The organism is Dryocola baronae (genome assembly GCF_051297175.1).
In the GTDB taxonomy this organism is placed as follows: Bacteria; Pseudomonadota; Gammaproteobacteria; order Enterobacterales; family Enterobacteriaceae; genus Dryocola.
The window spans coordinates 2,787,821-2,806,202 of the sequence record NZ_JBINNY010000001.1 but is presented as its reverse complement, the minus strand read 5'-3'; the positions used below and the strand labels follow the sequence as shown (position 1 = coordinate 2,806,202).

The following is an 18,382-nucleotide window of genomic DNA, read 5'->3' as shown; positions in this document are numbered from 1 at the left end:
ATGCTCCTTACCATTGATAACTCACGAAGATTTTGCCGTTGCGGCCATCCTGAGGAAGACCCTGAGGCGACCAGTACTCTTTGTCGAAGGCGTTACCAAACACCAGCGAGGTGGTCAGGCCGCGCAGCGCCTGCTGGCCGCGATAGCTGACGTAAAAATCGTTGACGCCGTAGCCCGGCTGCGCGCTGTAGCTGCTGCTGATATGCGTGGAACGCTCGGCGAAGGTGCCCACCCAGCCTACGGAAAAACCGCTTTGCGCCACGGGAACGTCCAGGATGCTGGTCACGGTGTCCGGGTTCAGGCTTGAGATCCAGTCGCCGGTGTCCCGATCTTTGCCGCGCGTGCGGTTGTAGGCCACGTCGAGGCTGAACAGATCGCTGGTGTATTTCGCCGTCATGTCCCAGCCCCAGATCTTGGCGTTCGGCACGTTGTAGGACATGGTGGTGGCCTTCGCGAAGTCCACGGTGGTGGAAATATAGTCCTTCGCGTTGGTGTCGAAGTAGCTGGCCTTGAACTCAATGCCGTCGTTGGCAAGCATCAAATCGTCAAAGCGCAGCCCAAAACCGTACTCCTGGGTTTCGTTGGTTTCCGGGCGCAGGTTCGGGTTTGGCACCCAGTAGTTGGTGTAGAAGCTGCCGATGGAGAAGTGTTTGGCGTCGTTATACATTTCGCCCATGGTCGGCGCGCGGAAGGCCTGCGCGTAGGAGCCAAAAATCATCAGCCAGTCGGTTGGCGTGATGGACATCGCGCCGCGAGATGACCACCTGTCGGCATTCACGTCGTCGTAGCCGTCGCTGCTGCCGCTGTAGTTGTCGTAGCGGGTGCCGGCAAGCAGGGAAACCGGGATATCGCGCAGGGTGATTTCATCCTGCAGCCAGCCGGAACCAAAGTCGATTTTCGCCTGCGGGAAGCCGGTGGTGTTGCCGCCAGGGCGCTGATCCTGGCGATAGTATTCGCCGCCGTAGGTCAGCAGGTGCGAGGCAAAGCTGTCGTTAAACAGGCGGCTGCGGTTCTCAAGCTTGCCGCCTTTGGTGGTTTGCTTGCGGAACTCGCCGCCGTCTACCTGGGTTTCAGCGTTGATGCGCGCCTCCGACCAGTAGACGGTGGCATCGGCGTTCAGCCAGTCGTTGTCCTGCGGGCCAAGATGGTATTTCAGCTGCGCGTCGCGCTGGATGGTGGAGCGATTGGTCATCGGGTTAGACGAGCTGGCGTCGGTGGTCTGCGGGTTTTTGGGTTCCTGAGCGCTGTTGTTGTAGTAGCGCAGGGAGCCGGAAAGCGACTGCGCGGGGTCGATGCGCCAGGTGCCTTTTGTCAGGAAATTGCTGATGTTTTCGTCGTTCGGTGCCGTATCGCCGTCGCTCTGGCGAATATCCCCGCGATCGCGACTCGCCCAGGAAACAAGGCCGTCCAGATCGTCGGTGCGGCCAAAGGCGCTGGCCCCCATGCCGATGCTATGATCGCCGGTTGCCCCCGTGCCGAACACGCGGTAGCCGCTGTTTTGCCCTTCGAAAAGCAGGTCGCTGGCGTCGGCGGTTTCATAGGAAATCACGCCGCCAAGCGCGCCGCTGCCGTACAGCAGGGCCGCAGGGCCACGGACAATTTCAACGCGTTTTACCAGCGCCGGATCGAGGAAAGTGCTGTTCAGGTGCCCGGTATCCGTGCCCTGGCGTACGCCGTCAACCAGCATCAGCACGCCGCGACGGTCATAGCCGCGCATGGAGACATCCTGGCCGTTAGTGCGGCCGGTGCCGGAAAGCGTAATGCCCGGCACTTTGCGCAGCATGTCGGCGGCGGAAGAGGCCGTTTGCCCCTCGGGGGTATCGGCATCGATGACGCTAACCATCATCGGCGCTTCAAAGGTGCTGCGTTGGTTACCGGTGGCCACCACGGTAACCTGGTCGTCCTTCGCGCAGGCGGGCAGGGCGGCGAACACCGCGACGGTCAGCATTGACAGGCGGAATCCGGCTGTGTGTAAAAATGGCATAGCGCAACTCTCCATAAGGAAAAAACGAAAAGCGCTGGCTGCCTGGGGATAACCTGGGTGGCTTGCGAATCAAACTTTGGTTTATTTGGTCAGGATGAGCTTCCCGGCCTGGGTTTGGCGTAACAGATACTGCTGTCCTTCGTGCACGATGACGACACGACCATCAGGGCCCAGCAGGAGCTTACTGTCAATCTGACGGGGTTCAGCCAGGGGCTGGGAGGCGGCAGGGGTGAACGGTTTGTCCATACGATCCACTCTGTATACAAATGACAATTAATGTAACAATGATAATCATTATCAATAAAGCCTGTTTCAGCGGCAAGCGTTATTTGTAATAAATCTGTGAATGGATCAATTTTGCTGCGAATGGAGAATGTCGGGTGGCGCTGCGCTTACCCGAGCTACGGTTGGGTCATGGTGATGTCGGGTGGCGCTGCGCCTTACCCGACCTACGGTTGGGCCATGGTGATGTCGGGTGGTGCTGGGCTTACCCGACCTACATGAGTTAGGTTTTGTAGGGTGGATAAGCGCAAGCGCCATCCACCAAAAATATTAACTAAAAACGGCTACTCGTCGCGTCGGCAAGCATCGCCAGCAGCGTCTCGGTATCTTCCCAGCTCAGGCACGGGTCGGTAATCGACTGGCCGTAAACCAGCGGCTGGCCGGCGACGATTTTCTGCGTGCCTTCACGGATAAAGCTTTCCGCCATGATGCCCGCAATCGCGCGTGAACCGTTGCGGATCTGATTGCACACGTCCTCGCAGACTTCCAGCTGGCGGCGATGCTGCTTCTGACAGTTGCCGTGGCTGAAGTCGATAACCAGCTGCTCCGGCAAATCGAACTCCTGCAGGCTATCGCAGGCGGCGGCGATATCCGTGGCGTGGTAGTTCGGCTGCTTGCCGCCGCGCATGATCACATGCCCAAACGGATTGCCGCTGGTCTGATAAATTGTCATCTGACCGTGCTTATCCGGCGAGAGGAACATGTGGCTGGCGCGAGCGGCGCGAATGGCGTCAATGGCAATTCGCGTATTGCCGTCCGTACCGTTTTTAAAGCCCACCGGGCAGGAAAGTGCGGAGGCCATTTCGCGGTGGATCTGGCTTTCGGTCGTGCGTGCGCCGATGGCGCCCCAGCTAATCAGGTCGGCAATAAACTGGCCGATCACCATATCGAGGAATTCGGTCGCCGTCGGCACGCCGAGTTCGTTCACCTGCAATAGCAGGCGGCGGGCCTGTTCGATGCCGTGATTGACGCGGTAGCTGCCGTTAAGTTCCGGATCGGAAATAAGGCCTTTCCAGCCGACCACGGTGCGCGGTTTTTCAAAGTAGGTGCGCATGACGATTTCCAGACGATCGCCATGCTTCTGGCGCATCGTCTCGAGGCGGCGCGCGTAATCCATCGCCGCGTCCAGGTCATGAATTGAGCATGGGCCAACGATGACCAGCAGGCGGTTGTCTTCACCGTTGAGGATTTTTTCAATGCGGCGGCGGGAGGCGATAACGTTTTGAGCGACCTCCGGAGAGACCGGGAAGCGCTCTGCCAGTTCAGCAGGTGTGACAAGACTGTCGATGCGCGCGGTTCGCAGTTCATCTGTTTTATTCATTGTGTGTCTCAGAAATTTTGTCTTCTGCGCGGCGAAAGTGCCGGGAAGTGATGGCGATCACGATAAACCAATTTATGCCAATTTCAACCGCATAAAGGGATTAACGGCACCGCAATACGCCAATCCTGACACATAAAACTCGTCTTGTGTACTAGTTTCTTAGTACATGCGCCGATTCAGGCCCATGATATCAAGGATTTTTGTGGCCATTTCTTCGACGGAATAATTTGTACTATTTAGGTAACGGATCTGGTTTTTGCGAAACAGCGCTTCGACTTCCGCCACTTCCAGGCGGCACTGGCGCATCGAGGCGTAGCGGCTATTTTCGCGTCGTTCTTCGCGAATGGCGGCCAGGCGTTCGGGATTAATCGTCAGGCCAAAGAGCTTATGCTGCAACGGTTTCAGCACCGCCGGAAGCTGGATATTGTCCATATCGTCGGCGATAAACGGGTAGTTCGCCGCGCGAATGCCGAACTGCATGGCGAGATACAAACTTGTCGGCGTTTTGCCGCAGCGGGAGACGCCCAGCAGGATCACCTGCGCCTGATCGAGATTGCGCATGGAAATGCCGTCATCGTGAGCGAGCGTGTAGTCAATGGCGGCGATCCTGGCGTCATATTTAATTAAATTGCCGGGGTTCAAGCCGTGGGTGCGATGGGCGACGGGCGTCGGTTCGAGCTTCAATTCCTGCTGTAGCGGAGCCACTAAAGCCTGGACGATATCCTGACAAAAGCCTTCACTTTGCACGATAATGTCGCGAATTTCGGGCAGCACGATGGAATAGAAAACCAGCGGGCGAACGCCGGTTTGCTGATAAATCGCGTTGATCTGCTCCTTCACCGCGTTGGCACGGCTTACGTTTTCCACAAACGGCAGCGTGATGCTGTTGATAGCGACCGGGAACTGCGACATCACCGCGTGGCCCAGCACTTCGGCGGTAATCGCCGTGCCGTCAGAAATATAAAATACCTGCCTGTCTACCGCGTTATCCATTTTTTGCACCCAATCTTTGCGACAATTTTATAAAGCATAAATTAAAACAACGCATTCCGTGATAGCCGTTGTCGCAAAATTAAAATGAAATGGTGTTTTTATTTTTAATGAACCGTATGAGTCAAAAATATAAGGCGCAGATAAACCATAATAAAAATAAGGATTAAATGAATAATCAAAGGTTTAGCTTTTTCGGGAAACTATCTGAAAATTTCATATTTTTATTTTGCTTGAACGATTCACCCGTTTCACTCGGGGGGCTAAATATGCCAATCTTAATATGAAGTCAGGAAGTTCTGTGCCCACTCATATTTCATAAAAGGATTGTTTCGATGTCCAACAATGGCTCGTCACCGCTGGTGCTTTGGTATAACCAACTCGGCATGAATGATGTAGACAGGGTCGGGGGCAAAAACGCCTCCCTGGGTGAAATGATTACCAACCTTTCCGGCGTGGGTGTCTCCGTGCCGAACGGTTTTGCAACGACCGCCGAGGCGTTTAACCTCTTTCTCGACCAGAGCGGCGTGAACCAGCGCATTTACGAACTGCTGGATAAAACGGATATCGACGACGTTTCCGAGCTCGCCAAAGCCGGGGCGCAGATCCGCCAGTGGATTATCGACACGCCTTTCCAGCCGGAGCTGGAAAAAGCCATCCACGATGCCTACGAACAGCTTTCCGCAGACGACGCCGATGCCTCTTTTGCCGTGCGCTCCTCCGCCACCGCAGAAGACATGCCGGACGCGTCGTTTGCCGGGCAACAAGAAACCTTCCTTAACGTTCAGGGCTACGACGCGGTGCTGGTGGCGGTGAAGCACGTCTTCGCCTCGCTGTTTAACGACCGCGCGATCTCCTACCGCGTGCACCAGGGTTACGACCACCGCGGCGTGGCGCTTTCTGCCGGGGTGCAGCGCATGGTGCGTTCCGACCTCGCATCTTCCGGCGTGCTGTTCTCCATCGACACCGAATCCGGCTTCGACCAGGTGGTGTTCATCACCTCGGCCTACGGCCTGGGCGAAATGGTGGTGCAGGGCGCGGTTAACCCGGACGAATTCTACGTTCACAAGCCAACGCTCGAAGCCGGTAGGCCTTCCATCGTGCGTCGCAATATGGGTTCCAAAAAAATCCGCATGGTCTACGCGCCGAGCCAGGAGCACGGCAAGCAGGTAAGGATTGAAGACGTGCCGCAGGCCGACCGCGATAAATTCTCCATCACGCCTGAAGAGGTGCAGGAGCTGGCGAAGCAGGCGGTGCAGATTGAAAAACACTATGGTCGCCCGATGGACATCGAGTGGGCAAAAGACGGCCATACCGGCAAGCTGTTTATCGTGCAGGCCCGCCCGGAAACCGTGCGTTCCCAGGGCCAGGTGATGGAGCGTTATCAGCTGCATTCGCAGGGTAAGATCGTTGCGGAAGGGCGCGCCATTGGCCACCGCATCGGCGCAGGCCCGGTCAAAGTCATTCACGATATCAGCGAAATGAACCGCATCCTGCCCGGCGACGTGCTGGTGACCGACATGACCGATCCGGACTGGGAACCGATCATGAAAAAGGCGGCGGCGATTGTCACCAACCGCGGCGGCCGCACCTGCCACGCGGCGATCATTGCCCGCGAGCTGGGCATCCCGGCGGTTGTTGGCTGCGGCGACGCAACCGACCGCATGCACGACGATCAGAACGTAACGGTTTCCTGTTCCGAAGGCGACACCGGCTACGTTTACCAGGATCTGCTGGATTTCAGCATCAAAAGTTCGACGGTCGACACCATGCCCGACCTGCCGCTGAAAATCATGATGAACGTCGGCAACCCTGACCGCGCCTTTGACTTCGCGTGCTTGCCGAACGAAGGCGTCGGCCTGGCCCGACTGGAGTTCATCATCAACCGCATGATCGGCGTGCACCCGCGCGCGCTGCTGGAGTTCGACGATCAGGAACCCGCGCTGCAAAACGAAATCCGCGAGATGATGAAAGGCTACGACGATCCGGTCGAGTTTTACGTCGGTCGTCTGACCGAGGGGATCGCGACGCTGGGCGCGGCGTTCTGGCCGAAACGCGTGATCGTGCGCCTGTCCGACTTCAAGTCTAATGAATACGCCAACCTGGTCGGCGGCGAGCGCTACGAACCGGAAGAAGAAAACCCGATGCTGGGCTTCCGTGGCGCGGGCCGCTACGTGGCGGACAGCTTCCGCGACTGCTTCGCACTCGAGTGCGCCGCCATGAAACGCGTGCGTAACGATATGGGCCTGACCAACGTTGAAGTGATGGTGCCGTTTGTGCGCACCGTCGCGCAGGCGAAGGCCGTGGTGGAAGAGCTGGAGCGTCAGGGCCTGAAGCGCGGTGAAAACGGTCTGAAAATCATCATGATGTGCGAGATCCCGTCCAACGCCCTGCTGGCGGATGAGTTCCTGCAATATTTCGACGGCTTCTCCATCGGTTCGAACGACATGACGCAGCTGGCGCTGGGCCTCGACCGCGATTCCGGCGTGGTTTCCGAGCTGTTTGACGAGCGCAACGACGCGGTGAAGGCGCTGCTGTCGATGGCGATCAAAGCGGCGAAGAAGCAGGGCAAATACGTCGGCATCTGCGGGCAGGGTCCGTCGGATCACGAAGACTTTGCCGCCTGGCTGATGGAGGAGGGGATCGATAGCCTGTCCCTGAACCCGGATACCGTGGTGCAGACCTGGCTGAGTCTGGCAGAAATTAAGCACTAAGCATTCTCCCCCGCCCATCACGGGCGGGGGCTTTCCTCAGCGTTTGCCCGCCAAATCCTTCACGCCCGTAATCATCGCCTCGCACCAGGCCGCGTAATCATGGCCGCTCGACCACGGGTGGAAGCTGACGGCATAGCCTTTGTCGCGCAGCACCTTTTCAAACTCAAGCGTATTGCTGTAGATGCCGCCGTCCGGCCCCTGGGTTTCAAACCGACCGGCCTGCAGCCAGAAGCGAATCGGCAGCGTTGGCGAATCCCGGTAGCGGCGGGTGAGCCAGCTTGCCTCTTCGCCCTTCGGCGCCCACCAGTAGGAGCCGGAAAGGCTCAGCACGTTGCCAAACACGTGCGGATAGCGCAGCGCAACCCACGACGAGGCGATGCCGCCGTAGCTTGAACCCGCCACAATCGTTTTCTGCGCGCCGGTATTAATCCCCTGGTTTTTCAGCCACGGGACCAGCTCCAGCGCCATGAAGTCAGCGAAGTCCTCGCTGGGCGGCAGCTCTTTTTGCCGACGCTCGTGGTCCAGACTATCGATGAAAATCACGTTAATGGCGGGCAGCGAATGGCGCGCAATAAGCCCGTCCATCACGTTCGCCAGCCGGTAGCGATCCTGGTAGGTTTTGCCGTCGAAGACCAGCAGCGACCAGCGCACCGGCTGCTGGGTGCGCGGGCGATAAACGGCAACTTCACGGCTGTTGCCAAGTTTTTGGCTGGCAACCTGATAGCGGATCAGCGAGCCGTGGCCGATTGGCCGATTGGCCGCCTGCGGCGTGCAGTAGCGGCTGGCGGTGAGGTTCAATAGTGAATAGCGGTTCCAGCGGTCGGCTTTTAGCGCCGGGCTGGCCTGTGGGTTGAGCGGATCGGCCTGAGCGGTGACCAGAATCGCCCGGCGCTGCTCGCGTGCGGAGCCGACAACCACCGGCACATCGGGCGCAAGCTTGTACTGCATCAGCGTGTTGGCGGGCACCACATAGCTGCGGAACCACACGTCTGACCGGCCGAGGCGGAAAAGCGGATCGTGATCCCCCGCCGGGGAGCCGAGAATAAAGACGTTGCCGCGCGCGCCGCGCCACAGGAAGGTGACTCGCTTATGCCCGGCGTCTACGTCCTCCACCAGCGGCGTGCCTTCCTCCTGCCGCGCCTGCCAGAACGCATCCGTGGTGCCGCCGTTGTCTAGCGCTGTTTGCAGATCCTGCAGGGCAGGGCTTTCCGGCGCGATATTTTGCTCGACGGGCAGGGGCGTGGTTTCGCGGATTTGCCACTTGAACAGCCACTCCGCGCCGGGATCGCCTCTTAGCAGCAGCGTTGAATCCCGTTTCGAGGGCAGTGAAAACAGCAGGCTTTGCTGCCCGTCAGCCGGGCCATCTTCAACCAGCACGCGCCAGAGATAGCCTTTGGCATCCAGCAGCTTTGCGTCACGCACGCCGGTGAGCGTCGCGCTGGCATAGTTTTCCCCCAGCGGCGGCAGGGAGAAACAGACCTCGCCCGTCGCATCGAATTTCCCCTGCTGTTCCCCCTGTGAACCGCGCGGCATGCAGGTTGCCGCCATCGCGGAGGCGGAGCACAGCCCCAACATTAATCCTACCCAGGCTCTGGTCATTACGTCCCATCGGCAATGGTTAAAAAAGTTTGGAAACGCTAATGCAAATGGTAATGATTTGCAATAACATTCATGCCGCCTATGGATGTATCAAAAGGTAACTGTAGATATCAAAAGGCTACACGATTTGTAATGGCTAATAGGGATGAATAAAAATGCAGTTTAAAAATAATAAGATAACGCAGGGTTTATGGTTAATGAATATTACGGCGGCGGGCGTCAGCGGGTCGGTCTGGGCCGATACGACGCGACCGGCCGAAGAAACCATGGTGGTCAGCGGGCGCGTGTCTGAAGAGCCTACCGCGCCGTTTAGCGGCATGGTTGCCACCAAAACGCTGTCCGCCACCAAGACGGCGGCTGACCTGATTAAAACGCCGCAGTCCGTTTCGGTGATAACGCGCGATCAGATGAATGCCCAGGACGTGACCTCGGTTTCCCAGGCGCTGCGCTACTCGGCGGGCGTCTTTACGGAATACCGCGGCAGCTCAAACCGCAATGACGAAGTGTTCGTGCGCGGCTTTAGCTACGTGCCGAAATATCTCGACGGCCTGAGCTTTGGCGCGACGGCCTCATCGCAAACGGGCACCGTTGACCCGTGGCTGCTCGAAAGGGTAGAGCTGGTGCGCGGCCCGGCGTCGGTACTGTTTGGCCAGGTTAACCCAGGCGGCCTTATCAGCATGACCAGCAAGCGCCCGACCAGCGAGGCGATTCATAAAATTCAGTTCCGCGGCGGCAACAATAATCTCGCCGAGGGCGCGTTTGACTTCGGCGGGCCGTTAAGCGACGACGGACGCGTGCTGTATCGCCTGAACGGCATTGCGCGTACTCAGGACAATCAGGTTTCGGACTATAAAGAAACGCGCATGGCAATCGCCCCGGCGATAACCTGGTATCCGAACGACCAGACGCGCTTTACCCTGCTGACCAGCTATCAAAAAGACCCGGACGCGGGCTACCGAAACTTCCTGCCGAAGGCCGGTCTCGTCACCGAAACCTCGGCGGGCTATATCCCCTTTGATTTTAACGTCAGCGACCCGAACTACGACCAGTCCTGGCGCGAGCAGACGATGATTGGCTACGAGTTTGAGCACGCTTTCAACGACGTGTTCACCTTCCGCCAGAACGCCCGCTACGCGAAGATCAAGCAGAAGTACCGCTATCTTGTCTATTCATCCTCGAAAACGGACTTGACCCTGTCCCGCCGCGCGCAGCACGAAATCCGCGATACCGACGAGTTTGGCCTTGATAACCAGCTTGAGGCGCAGTTTGACACCGCCGACGTGGGGCATACCGTTTTGGGCGGCGTGGACTACAAGTCAAGCAATGACCATCAGCTTTTCTGGCGCGGCATGGGCTCGCAGTATGACCTTTACTGGCCGAAGCCGTCGTACGGTATAAACGTCGATGAAAGCACATTTAGCCTCGTTACCGACGAGCAGCAGAACCTCGACCAGATGGGCGTCTACCTGCAGGATCAGATGAGCTGGAACAACTGGCAGCTCCTGCTTTCCGGGCGCTATGACTGGTCAGAAGTGCGCACTACCGACAACCAGGACAGCAGCACCGTGCAGCAGAACGACAGCAAATTTACCTGGCGTACCGGCCTGCTTTACGCCTTTGATTTCGGCCTGTCGCCGTACGTCAGCTACAGCACCTCCTTCGAGCCGAACCTGCAAACCAACCGCGCGCCCGGCACCGCGCCGTTTGAGCCGACCACCGGCAGGCAAACGGAAATCGGCCTGAAGTATCAGCCCGTCGACACTACCTTTATGACGGTAGCGCTTTACGATCTGCATCAGACTAACGTGGCGACCTACAACAGCGGCCTCGGCTGGTTTGAAAACGCGGGGGAGGTGCGTTCAAGGGGCGTTGAAACGGAAATCCACTCGACGCTGTTTGATAGCATTAACCTGCTGGGTTCCTATACCTATACGGACGCGGAAAACGTCAGCACTACCGTGGCGGGCACCGAAGGTAAAACCCCGGCCCGCATTCCGACCCACATGGCTTCCGCGTGGGGGAGCTACACCTTCCAGGGCGGGCCGCTGCGCAATCTTACGGCGGGCGTGGGTATGCGCTACATCGGCACCAGCTACGGCGATGCGAAGAACACCTTCAAAGTTGCGGCGGTCGATCTGTATGACGCTATGCTGCGCTATGAGCTTGGCGAGGTGAACAGCGGCCTGAAGGGCGCGGCAGTGCAGTTTAACGTCAACAACCTGGCCGATACCAAATACGTTGCGTCCTGCGCCTCGGACTCCGCGTGCTTCTACGGCATTGGCCGCACGATGACGGCAACGGTCAGCTATAGCTGGTAATTTCGATCGCAAAATCATTCAGCCCGTCAATTATGGCGGGCTTTTTACATTCATCTCATCTCTGGGTTTGCACCACGTCACATTTATCGTAAAAAGCAAAAAATCATAATTTGTCTGGGCGATTCGACAATTGTTGACCCGGCAAACGTTGACCAATACTGAGGGCTGAAAATATTTCCGCGAGAAGTCATGCGGACGGTTGAACTATTTTGAGCCCGATAAATAAGGTCAATAATAATGGATGCCTCCTCTGTTCTCAGTACGAAAGATAAAATTGGCTACGGCCTTGGCGATATGGCCAGCGCATTAGTCTGGCAAACCGCAACGTTATTTCTCGCCTATTTCTATACCGACGTTTTCGGCCTGCCCGCCGCGATTATGGGCACCATGTTTTTGGTGGTGCGCGTGGTAGACGCTTTTGTCGATCCCTGCATCGGCGCAATGGTTGACCGCACGCAAACGAAGCACGGCCGCTTCCGCCCCTGGCTGCTGTGGTTTGCGATTCCGTTTGGCGTGAGCTGCCTGATAACCTTTTATGTTCCCGACGTGGGCACAACGGCAAAAATCATATATGCCTGCGCGACTTACAGCATTCTGAGCCTGGTCTATTCCGCCATCAACGTGCCTTACTGCGCCATGCCCGGTGCGCTGACGCTCGATCCGCGTGAACGGCATTCTATTCAGTCCTGGCGCTTCGCGCTGTCGTTTATCGGCGGCCTGATCGTTACCGTTATCGCGCTGCCGCTGGTGGACTGGCTGGGGAACGGCAATCTGCAAAAAGGTTATTTCTATGCCATGAGCCTAATGGGGCTGCTGGGCGTAGGGTTATTTTACTGCTGCTTTGCCATGACCAAAGAACGCTATTCTCCGCGTAATGATACTTCCGGTTCTATGGCGGGCGATTTAAAACTGCTGGCTAAAAATAGCCAGTGGCGCATTGTTTTCGTCTTTAATATTTTGCTATTAACCGCCGTCGTCACCCGCGGTTCGGCCACAATGTATTATGTGAAGTACGTTTTATTACGCCCCGATCTGGTGTTTGCATTTATTGTTTCGGGCATGGTCGCATCTCTACTCGGCGCTTTGCTTTCCGAGCGTTTGCTCGGCAAGTTTGACCGGGTGCGGGCCTATCAGTGGACTATCGTCAGCTTCGTGGTTTTCGGTACGGCAATTTACTTTATTCCGCCTGGCGCAATCTGGCTTATCTTCGGCCTGAACCTGGTGTTTAGCTTTATTCAGAACCTCACCACGCCGCTGCAGTGGACCATGTTTTCCGACGTGGTTGATTACGAAGAGCACCGCACGGGCCGTCGGCTTGACGGGCTGGTGTTCTCAACCGCGCTGTTCGCCATTAAGTTCGGGCTGGCGCTGGGCGGGGCGGTTGTCGGCTGGATTCTGGGCATGGTGAATTACCTGCCTAACCAGCCAACCCAGTCCGCGTCGGTGCTCGGCACCATCAACGCGCTATTCACCCTCATTCCCTCGGTGCTGTTTATCGCCATGGCGCTGCTGTTGTTCCTCTACAAACTTAACAGCCGCACGGTCTACGGCATTGCCCGCGAGCTTGCCGCTAAACGCCAGGTACGCGATGAAGCGCCGTCACTCGCCCCCGCAACTCAGGAGTAACGCATGTCTATTTATAAGGATGCCCATCGCCCGGTTAACGAACGCGTAGCCGATCTCCTCTCCCGCATGACGCCAGAAGAAAAGTTTGCCCAGATGCACGCCTGGTGGCTGATTTTGTCGAGCGACGGCAACCACCGCGAGCGTACCGATTTAAGCGATGAATTTGCAGGCGTAACGGAGCAGGCCGGCTTAAGCGACAGGATCAAGTTTGGCATTGGGCAGATTACCCGGCCGCTCGGCACGCATATCGTCGATGCCAAAGAAGGCGTGCGTGCCGCGAATCGCCTGCAGAAAACCCTGGTGGAAGAAACCCGGCTCGGCATTCCCGCGCTGTTTCACGAGGAGTGTCTGGTTGGGCTGTTGTGCAAGGACGCGACCCTGTTTCCGTCGTCGCTAAACTACGGCTCAACCTGGGACCCGGAGCTTATCGAACGCGCGGCGGCCGCGATCGGCGAGGAAGCCCGCTCGACGGGCTGCCACCAGGGTTTAGCCCCGGTTCTGGACGTTTCGCGCGACGTGCGCTGGGGCCGCACGGAAGAAACCTTCGGCGAAGATCCGTGGCTGGTGGGCATGATGGCGACCCACTACGTGAAAGGCCTGCAGGGCAAAAAGCGCGATCTGCTGGCGACGCTTAAGCACTACGTTGGGCACTCCTTCAGCGAGGGCGCGCGCAACCACGCGCCGGTGCATCTTGGCTTCTGCGAGCTTAACGACACCTTCCTGCTGCCGTTTGAGATGGCGGTGAAGCTGGCGAACGCCGGTTCCGTCATGCCTGCCTACCACGATATCGATAACCAGCCGGGCCATTCCGACGCGTTCCTGCTGACTACCGTGCTGCGCGAGCGGTGGGGCTTCGACGGGCTGATCGTTGCGGATTATGGCGGCGTTAGCCTGCTGCACCAGCACCACGGCGTGTCGCACGATGCCGCCGAATCCGCCGCGCTTGCGTTTAACGCGGGACTCGACGTCGAGCTGCCGAAAGACGACTGCGCCCGCCACCTGGCGCAGGCCGTCGAGCGTGGGCTGATTGGCATGGAGAAAATTGATGAAATCGTGGCGCGCGTGCTGAAAGAAAAATTCCGCCTGGGCCTGTTCGAACACCCTTACTGCGACGAGGGCGGGGTAGCGCTGCAAAGCGAATCCACGGTGCGCATCGCGCGGGAAGTGGCGACGCGCTCCATTACGCTGCTTGAGAACGACGGCACGCTGCCGCTAAAAGGCAAGCCGCGCGTGGCCGTGGTTGGGCCAACGGCAGACGATCCTCTGGCGCTGCTGAGCGGCTACAGCTTCCCGGTGCATCTGATCATCAGCGATATGCTCGAGCAGACTTCGCAGGTCGTGACGCCGCTTGCGGCGCTGCGCGAAAGGTTCGGCCACGACAATGTCCGCTACGCCAAAGGCTGCCATATCATTGAAAAACGCATGGCGGGCGCGCCGGTGTTCCCCGGTGAAAGCGCGGGCAAACCCATGCAGAAGTCGCCGGTGTCGCTCGATACCAGCCTTATCCCCGAAGCGGTAAAAGTAGCGTCGCAAAGCGACGTGGTGGTGCTGTGCGTGGGGGATTTGTCCGGCCTGTTCCAGAGCGGCACGGTTGGCGAAGGTTCAGATACCGACAGCCTGACGCTGCCGGGCGTGCAGCAGCAGCTGCTTGACGAACTGCTGGCAACCGGCAGGCCGGTTGTGGTGGTGATGACGGGCGGGCGTCCCTATAACCTGGGCGGGCAGGAAGAGAATGTGGCCGCCCTGCTGATGGCCTGGGCGCCGGGGCAGGAGGGCGGGCACGCCATTGCCGATGTGCTCACCGGGCAGGCTGAACCCGGCGGGCGGCTGGTGGTATCGGTGCCGAAAAGCGCGGGTGCCATGCCCTACTACTACAACCACAAGCTGAAAAGCGGCGGCACGCCGTTCGCCTTCCATTTCGGGTCGCGTTACCCGTTTGGCTATGGCAAAACCTGGACAACCTTCGAATATGGGGCGCTGAAGCTGGCGGCCGATACGGTGCCAAACGACGGCGGAGAGGTCTGCGCGAGCGTTACCGTGACCAACAGCGGGAGCGAGCCGGGGAGTGAGGTTGTGCAGCTTTATGTTCACGACAGGGTCGCCTCCCAGGTGCGCCCGGTTCAGGAGCTAAAGGCCTTCCAGCGCGTCCACCTTAAGCCCGGCGAAAGCGCGGAGCTGACGTTTATCGTCCCCACCGACATGCTCAACTTCACGCGCCGTAACGGGGATCGCGTGGTTGAACCTGGCGAATTTGACATTCAGGTTGGCGCATCGAGCGGGGATATCCGCAGCGCGGCGGTGGCAAGGGTTAGCGGTGAAACGCGGGTCATCGACGGTAAATGGCGGATGGTGAGCCACTGCGAGGTGAAACGGTAAATTTTTGGCCCTCTCGTTTGGGAGGGCCAAAATTAACGTCAGTAATCAATGCCAAGCTGCGCCTTCACTCCGGCATCAAACGCATGCTTAACCGGGCGTAATTCGCTGACCGTGTCGGCGAGGTCGAGAATATCCCTGTGGCAGCCGCGCCCGGTGACAATCACGGTTTGACCCGCAGGGCGTTGCTTCAGCGCCGTCAGCACTTCTTCAAGCGGCAGATAATCGTAGGCCACCATGTAGGTAATTTCGTCCAGAATGACCATATCAAGCCGTTCGTCCGCCAACATGCGCCTGGCGTGCTGCCAGACTTCGAGGCAGGCCTGGGTATCGGTTTCGCGGTTCTGGGTTTCCCAGGTGAAGCCGGTCGCCATGACCTGAAACTCTACGCCGTGCGGCTCCAGAAGATTACGCTCGCCGTTGGGCCACTGTCCTTTAATGAACTGAATGACGCCGACCTTTTTGCCGTGCCCTACGGCACGGGTTGCGGTGCCAAAGGCCGCCGTGGTTTTACCTTTCCCGTTGCCGGTGAAAACGATCAAAATACCGCGTTCGTCCTGCGCCGCTTCGATTCGGGCGTCAACCTTCTCTTTCTGGCGCTGGGCCCGCTGCTGGTAACGATCGTCGCTCATTCGGAAATTCCTGGTTTACGGTTAGGCTGGGCATCAAAACTCATGCCGGTTTTACGACGGCTGTCATCGCCCATCAGCCACAGGTAGAGCGGCATCAGGTCGCGGGGCGTTTTCAGCTTATTGGGATCTTCCGTTGGGAAAGCGCTGGCGCGCATGGCGGTGCGCGTACCGCCTGGGTTGATGCAGTTCACGCGCAGGTTTTGCTGCTTATATTCTTCGGCCAGCACCTGCATCATGCCTTCGGTGGCGAATTTCGAGGCCGCGTAGGCACCCCAGCCCGCACGGCCCTGGCGGCCCACGCTTGAGCTGGTAAACACCAGCGAGCCGGAATCAGACTTCAACAGCAGGGGCAGCAGGGCCTGAGTCAGGAAGAAGGTGGCGTTGACGTTGACCTGCATAACATTTTGCCAGGTTTGCGGATCCTGCTGGTCCATTGGCATGACGTCGCCCAAGAAGCCCGCATTGTGCAGCACGCCGTCAAGACGCGGCACCAGCCCGGAAAGCGTCTGGGCAAGCTGCTGGCAGTCCTCCGGCGTGGCGGTGAGTAAATCCAGAATGAACCAGTGCGGCGAGCTGCCGTTGAGCTGGTTTAGCTCTTGCGCTACGGCGCGGAGCTTGTCTTCGTTGCGGCCAAGCAGAATGACCTCGGCACCGTAGCGGGCGTAGGTTAGCGCCGCCTCGCGGCCTATGCCGTCGCTCGCGCCGGTGATCAGAATAATGCGGTTTTGCAGCAGGTCGATTTTCGGTTGGTAATGCAAAATTAACTCCTCGCGCGATGCAGTCAGGTGCTCACGTCTTATTTCTCGTGGTTTTTGATACACGGGGTTTTATGCCTGAAAGGAGGGGGGATTTCAATCAGCCATCAGGAGACATTACCTTTGGTTAACATTTTGCAAAAGTTTCGTCGATTTAAATCGATTCGGGAACGCATCCCGCAGCGTATATAGTTGGTGAGAGACGTGGATGGCCCGCTCGGGTACACTCCATGGGTTAATGTATGCTCTGAGAGAAAGGCGGAAGACGTGGATTTTATTGCGAATTATGGATTGTTTCTGGCGAAAATTGTCACCGTTGTCGTCGCGATTGCAGCAGTTGTCATCCTGGTGGTGAATGCAGCCCAGCGCAAAAAACATCAGCGCGGCGAACTGCGGCTGACCAATTTAAGCGAACAGTATAAGGAGATGCGCGAGGATATGCAGGTTGCGCGTCTTGACCATCATCAGCAAAAGCTATGGCATAAGGGTCAGAAGAAGAAGGACAAACTTGAGGCAAAACAGGCTAAAGCTCGTGCAAAGCGTGGTGAAACGGTCAGTTCTGACAAGCCGACGCTGTATGTGCTGGATTTTAAAGGCAGTATGGATGCCCATGAAGTCACTTCCCTGCGGGAAGAGATCACCGCCGTTTTAGCGGTGATCAAGCCGGAAGATGAAGTCCTGCTACGCCTGGAAAGCCCGGGCGGCGTGGTGCACGGCTATGGCCTGGCGGCATCGCAGCTCCAGCGCCTGCGTGAAAGCAAAGTGCGCCTTACCGTAGCGGTTGATAAGGTAGCCGCAAGCGGCGGTTATATGATGGCCTGCGTGGCGGATCGTATCGTCGCCGCTCCTTTTTCTATTATTGGCTCTATCGGCGTGGTGGCGCAGGTGCCAAACTTCCACCGCTTGTTAAAGCGTAACGACATCGACATCGAGCTGCACACCGCCGGGCAGTACAAACGCACCCTTACGCTGTTTGGTGAAAACACCGAGCAGGGGCGTGAGAAGTTCCGCGAAGACCTCAACGAAACCCATCTTCTCTTTAAGCAGTTTGTTCATGACATGCGTCCAATATTGGACATCGATTCCGTGGCTACCGGCGAGCATTGGTACGGTCTGCAGGCCAAAGAGAAAGGGCTGGTAGATGAGGTTAGCACCAGCGACGATCTGCTGATCGGCATGATGAAAAATCATGAAGTGATCGGCGTGCGCTACGCGCAGCGTAAGAAAATGATGGATCGCTTTACGGGGAGTGCTGCAAACAGCCTCGACCGCCTGCTTTTACGCTGGTGGCAGCGTGGTGAAAAGCCGCTATTGTAATAAGAGAGTCTGATGAATCGTGCGGCAATCAGTGCGCCGCACAAATCAATTCATCGTCGTAGGGAAACGCCGCAAATCAAAGCGAGGCCAATGGCCTCGCTGTTTGTTTAGTCCTGCAGGTGATATTTTTCGGAAAGCAGATGGGCGAGGTGTTTAAACATATTAAATACCGCAGTGCTTTTGCCCGTCGGTAGGCCTTGCTCATCCAGGAAATATTCACCGCTAAAGACCAGCACGCCGTTCTTCTGCTCAACGCCCGTGGCTTTCATTCCGTGCATAAAATCTTCATGCTCACGAATGATTTTATTGGCCTCGGCGAGGAGCGTTTCACGGTCAATGGGTTGAGTTGTAGATTGCATGTTATTTCCTCCATAAAAACTGGCGCTAGTGTACGTCCACACGGCGGTTAAGGGCAATATCTCCCTGTAAACCCCCTGAGCGCAAAAAAGTTAACCATGCTGGCGGGAATCC

General features: G+C 57.7%; 13 protein-coding genes. 5 read left to right on the top strand and 8 right to left on the bottom strand.

The genetic code is table 11. The annotated features are described in order from the left end of the window. Positions 1-7: 7 nt before the first annotated feature. The 4 genes from ACSPHG_RS13200 to ppsR form a co-directional block, all read right to left on the bottom strand. Positions 8-1,984 (bottom strand): TonB-dependent hemoglobin/transferrin/lactoferrin family receptor, encoded by a 1,977-nt coding sequence (locus tag ACSPHG_RS13200; RefSeq protein WP_435953988.1) that lies wholly within the window; start codon positions 1,982-1,984, stop codon positions 8-10. An 81-nt stretch (positions 1,985-2,065) separates the two neighbouring features. Next, positions 2,066-2,230, bottom strand: a complete 165-nt coding sequence (hemP, locus tag ACSPHG_RS13195; RefSeq protein ID WP_435953987.1) for a hemin uptake protein HemP — start codon at positions 2,228-2,230, stop codon at positions 2,066-2,068. A 310-nt stretch (positions 2,231-2,540) separates the two neighbouring features. Beyond that, a complete protein-coding gene (locus ACSPHG_RS13190; RefSeq protein WP_435953986.1) occupies positions 2,541-3,587 on the bottom strand; it encodes a 3-deoxy-7-phosphoheptulonate synthase in 1,047 nt (348 codons plus the stop codon). A gap of 159 nt (positions 3,588-3,746) precedes the next feature. Beyond that, positions 3,747-4,580, bottom strand: a complete 834-nt coding sequence (ppsR, locus tag ACSPHG_RS13185) for a posphoenolpyruvate synthetase regulatory kinase/phosphorylase PpsR (protein ID WP_435953985.1) — start codon at positions 4,578-4,580, stop codon at positions 3,747-3,749. A 332-nt stretch (positions 4,581-4,912) separates the two neighbouring features. Between ppsR and ppsA the strand changes: the two genes are divergently transcribed. Then, on the top strand, positions 4,913-7,291 hold the full coding sequence (gene ppsA / locus ACSPHG_RS13180; protein ID WP_435953984.1) for a phosphoenolpyruvate synthase: 2,379 nt from the start codon (positions 4,913-4,915) through the stop codon (positions 7,289-7,291). Between the two features lie 36 nt (positions 7,292-7,327). Here the strand turns inward: ppsA and ACSPHG_RS13175 are convergent, their stop codons facing one another. Beyond that, a complete protein-coding gene (locus ACSPHG_RS13175; RefSeq protein WP_435953983.1) occupies positions 7,328-8,890 on the bottom strand; it encodes an alpha/beta hydrolase-fold protein in 1,563 nt (520 codons plus the stop codon). 155 nt (positions 8,891-9,045) lie between these two features. Here ACSPHG_RS13175 and ACSPHG_RS13170 point away from each other — a divergent pair, with 155 nt between their 5' ends. The 3 genes from ACSPHG_RS13170 to ACSPHG_RS13160 all read left to right on the top strand — a co-directional run bounded on the left by ACSPHG_RS13170 (position 9,046) and on the right by ACSPHG_RS13160 (position 15,210). Then, the gene (locus tag ACSPHG_RS13170; RefSeq protein ID WP_435953982.1) at positions 9,046-11,208 is read left to right on the top strand and encodes a TonB-dependent siderophore receptor; all 2,163 of its coding nucleotides are present in this window, start codon (positions 9,046-9,048) and stop codon (positions 11,206-11,208) included. Positions 11,209-11,445: 237 nt separating this feature from the next. Beyond that, complete coding sequence (locus tag ACSPHG_RS13165; RefSeq protein ID WP_435953981.1) at positions 11,446-12,834, top strand: MFS transporter; 1,389 nt, start codon at positions 11,446-11,448, stop codon at positions 12,832-12,834. A gap of 3 nt (positions 12,835-12,837) precedes the next feature. After that, entirely contained in the window at positions 12,838-15,210 is a 2,373-nt protein-coding gene (locus ACSPHG_RS13160) for a glycoside hydrolase family 3 N-terminal domain-containing protein (protein ID WP_435953980.1), read from the top strand. A gap of 38 nt (positions 15,211-15,248) precedes the next feature. Here ACSPHG_RS13160 and cobO read toward each other — a convergent pair whose 3' ends face one another. After that, positions 15,249-15,839, bottom strand: a complete 591-nt coding sequence (cobO, locus tag ACSPHG_RS13155) for a cob(I)yrinic acid a,c-diamide adenosyltransferase (protein WP_435953979.1) — start codon at positions 15,837-15,839, stop codon at positions 15,249-15,251. Further along, positions 15,836-16,597: a YciK family oxidoreductase gene (locus ACSPHG_RS13150; RefSeq protein WP_435953978.1), complete on the bottom strand. Its 762-nt coding sequence runs from the start codon at positions 16,595-16,597 to the stop codon at positions 15,836-15,838. The genes cobO and ACSPHG_RS13150 overlap by 4 nt, the downstream gene beginning before the upstream one ends. A 264-nt stretch (positions 16,598-16,861) precedes the next feature. Between ACSPHG_RS13150 and sohB the strand changes: the two genes are divergently transcribed. Continuing rightward, entirely contained in the window at positions 16,862-17,911 is a 1,050-nt protein-coding gene (gene sohB, locus ACSPHG_RS13145; RefSeq protein WP_435953977.1) for a protease SohB, read from the top strand. Between the two features lie 107 nt (positions 17,912-18,018). On the opposite strand, the gene ACSPHG_RS13140 is transcribed toward sohB, so the two are convergent. Beyond that, on the bottom strand, positions 18,019-18,270 hold the full coding sequence (locus ACSPHG_RS13140) for a YciN family protein (protein WP_435953976.1): 252 nt from the start codon (positions 18,268-18,270) through the stop codon (positions 18,019-18,021). Positions 18,271-18,382 lie beyond the last annotated feature (112 nt).